The sequence below is a fragment of the Halobacillus sp. K22 genome (genome assembly GCF_052246795.1).
Classification (GTDB): Bacteria; Bacillota; Bacilli; order Bacillales; family Halobacillaceae; genus Halobacillus.
This window is the reverse complement of the sequence record NZ_JBQQCN010000049.1, coordinates 1-7,422: the sequence shown is the minus strand read 5'-3', so window position 1 is coordinate 7,422 and position 7,422 is coordinate 1. Positions and strand designations below refer to the sequence as shown.

The following is a 7,422-nucleotide window of genomic DNA, read 5'->3' as shown; positions in this document are numbered from 1 at the left end:
CAGAGACGATGAGGTTGATAGGTCCGAGGTGGAAGCGTGGTGACACGTGGAGCTGACGGATACTAATGGATCGATGACTTATCTATCCTTTAAAAAAGAAGTCGGAAGAGACGTTCGCTCGTCCGATGGTTGAATGGTCCTTATCCAGTTTTGAGGGTTTACAAAAAAACTTGTAATTTACCCTTGATTTTTTGCTCGAAAAACAATACAATATATCTTGTCCTTGAAAAAAGGAAATAAGATCTGGTGGTGAAGGCGAAGAGGTCACACCTGTTCCCATGCCGAACACAGAAGTTAAGCTCTTCAGCGCCGATGGTAGTCGGGTCGATCCCCGTGAGAGTAGGACACCGCCAGGTTTTACATTATTCCAACGTAGCTCAGTGGTAGAGCAATCGGCTGTTAACCGATCGGTCGTAGGTTCGAATCCTACCGTTGGAGCCATATTTTGGAGAGCTGTCCGAGCTGGCCGAAGGAGCACGATTGGAATTCGTGTAAACCGTTACCACGGTTTCGAGGGTTCGAATCCCTCGCTCTCCGCCATAAGTTCATTTTTCCACAATGGCCCGTTGGTCAAGTGGTTAAGACACCGCCCTTTCACGGCGGTAACACGGGTTCGAATCCCGTACGGGTCACCACTTCATATGGAGGATTAGCTCAGCTGGGAGAGCACTTGCCTTACAAGCAAGGGGTCGCAGGTTCGAGCCCTGCATCCTCCACCATTACCGCAAGGTAACTTCATACTTTATGGGAATTAGAAAACCCACATTATCGCGGGGTAGAGCAGTCTGGTAGCTCGTCGGGCTCATAACCCGGAGGTCGCAGGTTCAAATCCTGCCCCCGCAACCAATTAATATTGATGTACCACGTCGAACTTACTTCTTCGTTCATCAATAATGGTAGTACTGAAAAGTGCAACCAAATTAACTTAATGGACTACATTGAATTCAATTCTTTGTTCATTAACGTTTCAATTATATGGTCCGGTAGTTCAGTTGGTTAGAATGCCTGCCTGTCACGCAGGAGGTCGCGGGTTCGAGTCCCGTCCGGACCGCCATTTTCATACTTAGGCTATACATAAGATTCGGCTCGGTAGCTCAGTCGGTAGAGCAACGGACTGAAAATCCGTGTGTCGGCGGTTCGATTCCGTCCCGAGCCACCATTTTTTAGCCGGCCTAGCTCAACTGGCAGAGCAACTGATTTGTAATCAGTAGGTTGGGGGTTCAAGTCCTCTGGCCGGCACCATTTGATGCTAGTAGGCATATACAACATGGAGGGATAGCGAAGTTGGCCAAACGCGGCGGACTGTAAATCCGCTCCCATCGGGTTCGTAGGTTCGAGTCCTACTCCCTCCACCATTTTAATTTAATCATTCAAATAGGGGTATAGTTTAATGGTAAAACTACGGTCTCCAAAACCGTCAATGTGGGTTCGATTCCTACTACCCCTGCTTTTTTCTATGGCGGTTGTGGCGAAGTGGTTAACGCACCGGATTGTGGTTCCGGCATTCGTGGGTTCGATTCCCATCAGCCGCCCCATTTAATTTCACTTTGGGCCATAGCCAAGCGGTAAGGCAACGGTTTTTGGTACCGTCATGCGCTGGTTCGAATCCAGCTGGCCCAGCCATTTTCCACTGCGGGAGTAGTTCAGTGGTAGAACACCACCTTGCCAAGGTGGGGGTCGCGGGTTCGAATCCCGTCTCCCGCTCCATAATATTTCAATCATAATTGAACACATGTTAGAATAAACTAAAATACTACTGATCTTGTAATGGCGGCATAGCCAAGCGGTAAGGCAGAGGACTGCAACTCCTTTATCACCGGTTCGATTCCGGTTGCCGCCTCCAATGAGATTATGCCGGTGTGGCGGAATTGGCAGACGCGCACGACTCAAAATCGTGTTCCTTACGGAGTGCCGGTTCGACCCCGGCCACCGGTATTAAATATTAATCTAATGACGGCGTTATCCTTAAAGGATAACGCCGTTTTTCGTTTGACTAAAAAAGTGTTTTTTTAGCAGTGTCATAATGATCTCAAGAGGGTTTTCTCATGCATCTTATAGGGAAAGAGATAGGTAACTGTTTAATCTAGGAGGAACAAACATGCCAAACGAATCTAAGATCATCCATCACATTACAGACTACAATGAATTTAAAAATACTTGCTTAGATAACGGTGGAATGGCTTTTCCTGAACTTGAAAAGATCATGTATGACTATATATTAAGTCAGCCTTCTGAAACGATGAAATTTCAGGAGTGTGTGATTAAAGAAGAGCCAGGTGAAAATGAAGAATTGAGAAAGGTGCATCTTACTTTCCGCGACTATAACATGAATAATTATATTCGCTTATGGGGTTTTAAAAGTAATGCAGATGGCCGCGTTGTGGACATGAAGGTGGATGCTTTAGATCCAGAAACCAATGAAGTAGTGTATGAACGCCAATTGTCATAGAAGGGATGGGGGGCTGAGTTTTACTTGGTCCCCTTTCTTAACTGAATATTATTAAACCAATGTCTAATAAGGGCATTGGTTTTTTGTGCTGAATGAAGAGATGATCGGTCAGATTGAAGAATTTGAAGAGCAGGAGGTATTCACTCCTCAGAGTTTCCTGTAAAAAGTCAGTATGGTATTCGGGTACTCTGGAATTCATGATAGAATTTATGGTGATAAAGGAGGGTGTCCATTGCTCTATCTCATTCTATACATCGTTCAATTTGGAATCATTATGTACATTTACCGCAAGTGGGGGAGAGAAGAGCCTTACTTGTTCCTGAAGCTTCTAGGATACTCGTTTCTAGGCGCTTTTGCGTTCTCAATTAATCAGTGGTCTCTTCCGTTAGGGTTTATCATTTTTCTAATGTTTTTTCGGGAGCCTGCTTGGAATCGGTTAGCGAAACGGTATGCAGCTTACTTAGGTCTGTTCCTCTTCCTTACATCTTTAATCATTCCGCCTGTTCAAAATTATGTGTACGAGCGTCCACGTCACATAGATACTGCTCAAAGCCTCTCTGCGTCTGAAGAATTTGATTTTACCGAGCACTGGAACATGGTTAAGAATACATTTAATGATATTCACAACCCACGACTGCAGCGACTTGAAATGGAATTCACGGATAAAGGAGCCGTGCAGTCACTGTTCTATAATTTTAAGGTAGTCGCACAAGGGAACAGAGAAAGTAATTATTCTGTAGAGTTGAAACTGGATGAAAAAGAGTATGAAATTAAACGGAATCGTTATCAGAAGCAGAATCATCAAGTTCATCACTTAAGGCAGGACATGCACGGGCGGATCTCTCCGAAAGAATTTTTTAAGGTGATTAATGAAACGGGACTAGAGGCGTTCATGCAAAATAAGGATACCCAATATTATTCGCTTAACGCAGAAGGAGCGGTTCGCTCTTTGTCTGGAAATCCAGAGAACACGTTTATGGTCACCACTTCCGGTACAAGACCGGTGATCGAAGGGCAGCTTCCAATAGACGCGGTACGGATGACAGTTCGAGAGTTTGAAAACAGTGAGGAAGATCGTATTCAATCGAACGCGACCTATTACGTTGAGCCTCGCGTAGTATATAGTGTTAATTAAAAAGGCTGGAAACCAGACGTTCGATCTGGTTTCCAGCTTTCTATAAGGATACCTCAATATGCTGAAACGTTTCTACATCAAATAAGCCCATGTCCGTTAATTTCAGGGAAGGGATCACCGGCAGCGTTAAGAAGGATAATGTAAGGAATGGATTGAAATCCTTCGTAAATCCTAAATTAGGCAGCGTTACTCCGAGCTGTTCGAGCCGCTCCTTAACAAATGGAAACGACTGATCAGACATCAATCCGGCGATCGGAAGGGGAAGGAACGATAAGACAGCTCCATTCTTAACGATCACAAGACCGCCATTGATTTCTTTTAACGTATTAATGGCTTTCAGGAGGTCTGGATCATTGGCACCCAGGGCTACAATGTTGTGGGAGTCATGAGCAATAGTCGTGGCGATTGCTCCATCTTTTAAACCGAAGCCTTTCACTATCCCTATGCCAAGATGGCCGGTGTTTTTATGGCGCTCCACTACCGCTAATTTCAATTGATCTTTATCTGGCGATGGAACAAAGACGCCGTTTTCTGTCTTCACTTCTTCCACCAATTTATTCGTAAGAAGCTGGTTTGGATTTATTTTAATAATGTGGGCCTGCTGTGCTTCGCCTATAGGCAGTTTAAGCTGTTCCTCCGTAAGGGCCGGAAAATGAACCGTATCGGTAATAGGAGCAGCGTGTTTCTCTTTTCCAGCGTCGTCAGGAGGCATGTAGCTACCATTATGGCTGATCCGCCGGCCCTGTTTGTACACGTCACTAATTTTCACTTTTTCCAGGTCTTCCAGTAGTAAAAAATCGGCATCATAACCGGGAGCGATCGCCCCTTTATTCGTCAGACCATAGCATTCGGCTGCGTTTAAAGAAGCCATTTGTAAGGCGATTTGAGGCGATACTCCGTGTTGAATGGAAAGGCGGACATTATGGTCGATGCTTCCTTCCTCGATCAGTTCGTCGAGGTGTTTATCGTCGGTACAGAATAGACAGCGCCGTGCGTTATGGGCGGTGACTACTGGGATTAATGCGTTTAAATCTTTCGCGGCTGAGCCTTCACGGATCATTAGATACATGCCGCGTCTCAGGCGTTCCAGCGCTTCTTCTTCTTTCGTACATTCGTGGTCCGTGGTTATTCCTGCCGTACGAAAGAGATTAACGGCATTGGTCTCCAGTCCAGCCAGGTGGCCGTCAAGCTTCCCACCGTGCTGATGAGTCATCGTGATTTTATCGAGAAGATTATCTTTTGTATGCAGGAGAGAGGGGTAGTCCATAACTTCCGCTAAGCCGAGCACGCTGGGGTGGGCTAAGTATTTTTCAAGGTCAGCGGCTGTCAGCTGAGCTCCTGAATGTTCGAATGGAGTAGCAGGGACACAAGAGGGAAGCATAAAGAAAACCTCTAAAGGCAGGTTATCAGCGTTCTGGAGCATGAATTGCAGACCTTCTTCCCCGGCAACGTTGGCTATTTCATGGGGGTCTGTGACCACCGCGGTAACTCCATGAGGGACAACGACTTTAGCATACTCATCCGGGGTGACCATGGAAGATTCAATGTGAACGTGTCCATCAATAAAGGAGGGACAGACATAGCGGTTTTTGGCGTCAATGATCATGGCTGCTTCATTATAGTGGCCGATTCCGACGAATTTACCATCAGAAATAGCCACATCTGCCTCGATCCATTCGAGATTGAAGACATCCAGAATCTTACCATTCTTAATGATCGTATCTGCTGGGATTTTCTTGCTTGCGATGTTCAGATCTTTCGTTAACTGTGCTTTACCTGAGTTCATATATGATTTCTCCTTCCGTTTAATACCTGATCCATTTAAAGCAGGAGGCAGGATAGAATACGATATCCACACTCTATCTCCATCGCGCGGTAAGCAGATACGTTGAACAATATTTCCAAATTTATATGGGCATGTGAATTCGTTTCATGAGATAATAATTAATAGAGATTCTATAGGGCAGGGGGCGCTTTGTCAACGTGAAGGTAGGGAGGCCAGACTTGCTCGCGTAGAAAACATGGGAAACCCATTCTCATTTTATACATTCTGGTTTAGTATTAGTAGAGATGAAACAATATAGTCCACTGGTAAAGGAAGGTATGTATGGCGATGACGGAAGATAACATCACGAGACTTCATATAAATGATACAGAGTACATACTGATTGGTACTGCGCACGTTTCTAAACAAAGTGCAGAACAAGTCAAGCAGGTTATTGATGAAGAACAGCCTGATTCTGTATGTGTGGAATTAGATGAGCAGCGCTATCAATCGATTGTAAACGGTGATGCGTGGAAAGATACGGACATTTTTGCTGTGATTAAACAGAAGAAAGCCTCACTATTGTTAATGAACCTGGCTATTTCATCCTTTCAAAAGCGTATGGCTAAGCAATTTGGTATTCAGGCAGGTCAGGAAATGATTCAAGGGATTGAATCTGCGAAAGAGCATGACGCAGAGCTTGTATTAGCTGACCGGAATATACAGGTAACCTTTGCACGAATCTGGGGGAATATCGGGTTCGGAGGCAAAGCTAAACTGTTAATGTCCATCGTCTACAGCATCTTTAGTAACGACACCATCTCCGAAGCGGAGCTTGAAAAGATGAAGACCCAGGATATGCTCGATGGCATGCTGAAGGATCTGACCGAGAACTTTCCGAAGTTGAAAAAGCCGCTGATTGATGAGCGTGACCAGTATTTAGCTCAGAAAATTAAAGATGCGCCCGGGAAGAAAGTGGTAGCGGTCCTTGGAGCTGCTCACGTGCCTGGTATTAAAGAAGCGATTTATAAAGAGCATGATTTGACTCAATTGAATAAGCGTCCTCCTAAGTCTCCCTGGCCGAAGATTATAGGCTGGAGCATTCCCGTTTTGATTATATCTATCATTGTTTATACGTTTATGGCGAATCCGGAGGCAGGTACCCAGCAGACCATCAGCTGGGTATTGTGGAATGGTACGTTTTCTGCGATCGGAACAGCGGCTGCCATGGCTCATCCATTAGCCGTGTTAGCAGCCTTCGTAGCCGCACCGATCACATCGCTTAACCCGCTGATCGCAGCCGGATGGTTTGCCGGCATTGTCCAGGCGTATTTCCGCAGACCCAAGGTAGCAGAATTTGAAACCTTATCTGAAGATGTCGCGAGCCTGAAGGGATTCTGGCGTAACCGCGTAACTCGTATCCTGCTTGTGGTTCTGCTAGCCAACGTAGGCAGCTCTCTAGGTACATTTATAGGTGGAGCTGACGTTCTTCGACTGTTTTTTGAAAATCTATAAAAAAATGCGTGACCTTTTTCATAGGTTACGCTTTTTTTAATAGGAAAAAGTGTACATTATATTCCTATGGTGGTACACTCTTTATGTAATTCTGGAAATAAATCCATTAATTGGATTTTGGTTGGATGAAAACGAACCTGTCAGAGGAGGTTAAACCATTCAATAACTTTTGCATTTCAAGTACAGTGGTTATGTTTCTCATATTTCTAATTCCTATCGCCGGTGCCCATTTTATGGATCATGTAGAAAAGAAGTACTTAATGAAAGTTCCGAAGAAATGGCTCGTTTCTTCTATTACTACGCTTACACTACTATTTGAATTATCTCTGACTTTACTTGTTTCCACCCGAACAGAATTATCCTTCATTGAATCTCATTTTACGGTCAGTTTTTTACTGTTTATTATGGTATGGTTCATGCAGTTTAACGAGTTTATCATTCATCGGCAGAAGACTCCCTCTTCAAGCGCCGTGTCGAAGACCGGTGGTAAGGGGGAGATGAATGCCGTCGCCGTAAGGCGAATGCCTTTGAATATTCTCCCTTCCGTGATATCCTAAA

General features: G+C 44.8%; 5 protein-coding genes, 15 tRNA genes and 2 rRNA genes. 21 read left to right on the top strand and 1 reads right to left on the bottom strand.

Going from position 1 to position 7,422, the window contains the following annotated elements:
• The 19 genes from ACTWPM_RS20465 to ACTWPM_RS20375 form a co-directional block, all read left to right on the top strand.
• A 23S ribosomal RNA gene (locus ACTWPM_RS20465) occupies nucleotides 1-86 on the top strand; the annotation flags it as partial.
• A gap of 156 nt (nucleotides 87-242) precedes the next feature.
• Nucleotides 243-356 (top strand): 5S ribosomal RNA (gene rrf / locus ACTWPM_RS20460).
• Nucleotides 357-366: 10 nt separating this feature from the next.
• Nucleotides 367-441, top strand: a tRNA-Asn gene (locus tag ACTWPM_RS20455).
• A 6-nt stretch (nucleotides 442-447) separates the two neighbouring features.
• A tRNA-Ser gene (locus ACTWPM_RS20450) sits at nucleotides 448-540 on the top strand.
• A gap of 20 nt (nucleotides 541-560) precedes the next feature.
• Nucleotides 561-635, top strand: a tRNA-Glu gene (locus ACTWPM_RS20445).
• Between the two features lie 8 nt (nucleotides 636-643).
• Nucleotides 644-719 (top strand) — tRNA-Val (locus ACTWPM_RS20440).
• 50 nt (nucleotides 720-769) lie between these two features.
• Nucleotides 770-846 (top strand) — tRNA-Met (locus ACTWPM_RS20435).
• A 131-nt stretch (nucleotides 847-977) separates the two neighbouring features.
• Nucleotides 978-1,054, top strand: a tRNA-Asp gene (locus ACTWPM_RS20430).
• Between the two features lie 29 nt (nucleotides 1,055-1,083).
• Nucleotides 1,084-1,159, top strand: a tRNA-Phe gene (locus ACTWPM_RS20425).
• 7 nt (nucleotides 1,160-1,166) lie between these two features.
• Nucleotides 1,167-1,242 (top strand) — tRNA-Thr (locus ACTWPM_RS20420).
• Between the two features lie 27 nt (nucleotides 1,243-1,269).
• Nucleotides 1,270-1,355, top strand: a tRNA-Tyr gene (locus ACTWPM_RS20415).
• 21 nt (nucleotides 1,356-1,376) lie between these two features.
• Nucleotides 1,377-1,447: transfer RNA gene (locus ACTWPM_RS20410), tRNA-Trp, on the top strand.
• A gap of 12 nt (nucleotides 1,448-1,459) precedes the next feature.
• A tRNA-His gene (locus ACTWPM_RS20405) sits at nucleotides 1,460-1,535 on the top strand.
• A 13-nt stretch (nucleotides 1,536-1,548) separates the two neighbouring features.
• Nucleotides 1,549-1,623 (top strand) — tRNA-Gln (locus ACTWPM_RS20400).
• Nucleotides 1,624-1,632: 9 nt separating this feature from the next.
• A tRNA-Gly gene (locus tag ACTWPM_RS20395) sits at nucleotides 1,633-1,707 on the top strand.
• 62 nt (nucleotides 1,708-1,769) lie between these two features.
• Nucleotides 1,770-1,843 (top strand) — tRNA-Cys (locus ACTWPM_RS20390).
• Between the two features lie 10 nt (nucleotides 1,844-1,853).
• A tRNA-Leu gene (locus tag ACTWPM_RS20385) sits at nucleotides 1,854-1,935 on the top strand.
• 163 nt (nucleotides 1,936-2,098) lie between these two features.
• Entirely contained in the window at nucleotides 2,099-2,449 is a 351-nt protein-coding gene (locus tag ACTWPM_RS20380; RefSeq protein ID WP_443134809.1) for a hypothetical protein, read from the top strand.
• A 232-nt stretch (nucleotides 2,450-2,681) separates the two neighbouring features.
• A complete protein-coding gene (locus tag ACTWPM_RS20375; protein ID WP_443134808.1) occupies nucleotides 2,682-3,584 on the top strand; it encodes a hypothetical protein in 903 nt (300 codons plus the stop codon).
• 40 nt (nucleotides 3,585-3,624) lie between these two features.
• Here ACTWPM_RS20375 and ade read toward each other — a convergent pair whose 3' ends face one another.
• The gene (gene ade / locus ACTWPM_RS20370) at nucleotides 3,625-5,370 is read right to left on the bottom strand and encodes an adenine deaminase (protein ID WP_443134807.1); all 1,746 of its coding nucleotides are present in this window, start codon (nucleotides 5,368-5,370) and stop codon (nucleotides 3,625-3,627) included.
• A gap of 327 nt (nucleotides 5,371-5,697) precedes the next feature.
• Between ade and ACTWPM_RS20365 the strand changes: the two genes are divergently transcribed.
• Both ACTWPM_RS20365 and ACTWPM_RS20360 read left to right on the top strand, forming a co-directional pair.
• A complete protein-coding gene (locus tag ACTWPM_RS20365) occupies nucleotides 5,698-6,864 on the top strand; it encodes a TraB/GumN family protein (RefSeq protein WP_443134810.1) in 1,167 nt (388 codons plus the stop codon).
• Nucleotides 6,865-6,989: 125 nt separating this feature from the next.
• Nucleotides 6,990-7,421 carry a hypothetical protein gene (locus ACTWPM_RS20360; RefSeq protein WP_443134806.1) on the top strand — a complete coding sequence of 144 codons (432 nt, stop codon included), beginning with the start codon at nucleotides 6,990-6,992 and terminating at the stop codon, nucleotides 7,419-7,421.
• Nucleotide 7,422 lies beyond the last annotated feature (1 nt).